The organism is Tersicoccus solisilvae, from assembly GCF_014643255.1.
In the GTDB taxonomy this organism is placed as follows: Bacteria; Actinomycetota; Actinomycetes; order Actinomycetales; family Micrococcaceae; genus Tersicoccus; species Tersicoccus solisilvae.
Window position 1 is genome coordinate 1 of the sequence record NZ_BMJI01000081.1, and the last position, 579, is coordinate 579.

Sequence of the window (579 nt, forward strand, 5' to 3'; positions counted from 1 at the left end):
ACGTAGGAGCGGGCCATGGGGATCACTTCTACCGGCAGCGGGAAGTTGCCCAGCACATCGACTTGCTTGGTGTTATCAACGATACAGATAAACTTGTCGGCCACGGCCGCAACTATCTTTTCCCGGGTCAGCGCGGCGCCGCCACCCTTGATCATGTCCATGTGGCCGTTGATTTCATCGGCGCCATCGACATACACAGACAGCTTATCTACTGAATTGAGATCAAACACAGGGATCCCCAACTGTTTGAGCTTGGCGGTGGAGGCTTCAGAGCTGGAAACCGCGCCTTCAATATCGGCCGTTATCGTGGCCAGAGCATCGATAAAGTGGTTGACGGTAGAGCCGGTGCCCACGCCAACTATGCTGTCTTTCTCGACATATTCCAGCGCCGCCCAACCGGCCGCCTTCTTCATTTCATCTTGGGTCATAATGCCATCCTGTTGATTCTGACAAATTCACTTGAACTTGCCCTAGTATACTCCGAGTTGTAGTGAAAAGTGCCGCTCAATCTAGTCCTGAAGAATAGTTCTTGAAGAACAACATAGGTTAAGCATTTTTTACTGCGCCCGCCTGCGCCCA

Annotated in this window: 1 protein-coding gene; it reads right to left on the reverse strand. The window is 52.2% G+C overall.

Features of this window, described 5'->3' with window-relative positions:
• On the reverse strand, positions 1 to 428 hold a 428-nt coding region (rpiA, locus tag IEX22_RS16345; protein ID WP_188669287.1), incomplete at its 3' end, for a ribose-5-phosphate isomerase RpiA.
• Positions 429 to 579 lie beyond the last annotated feature (151 nt).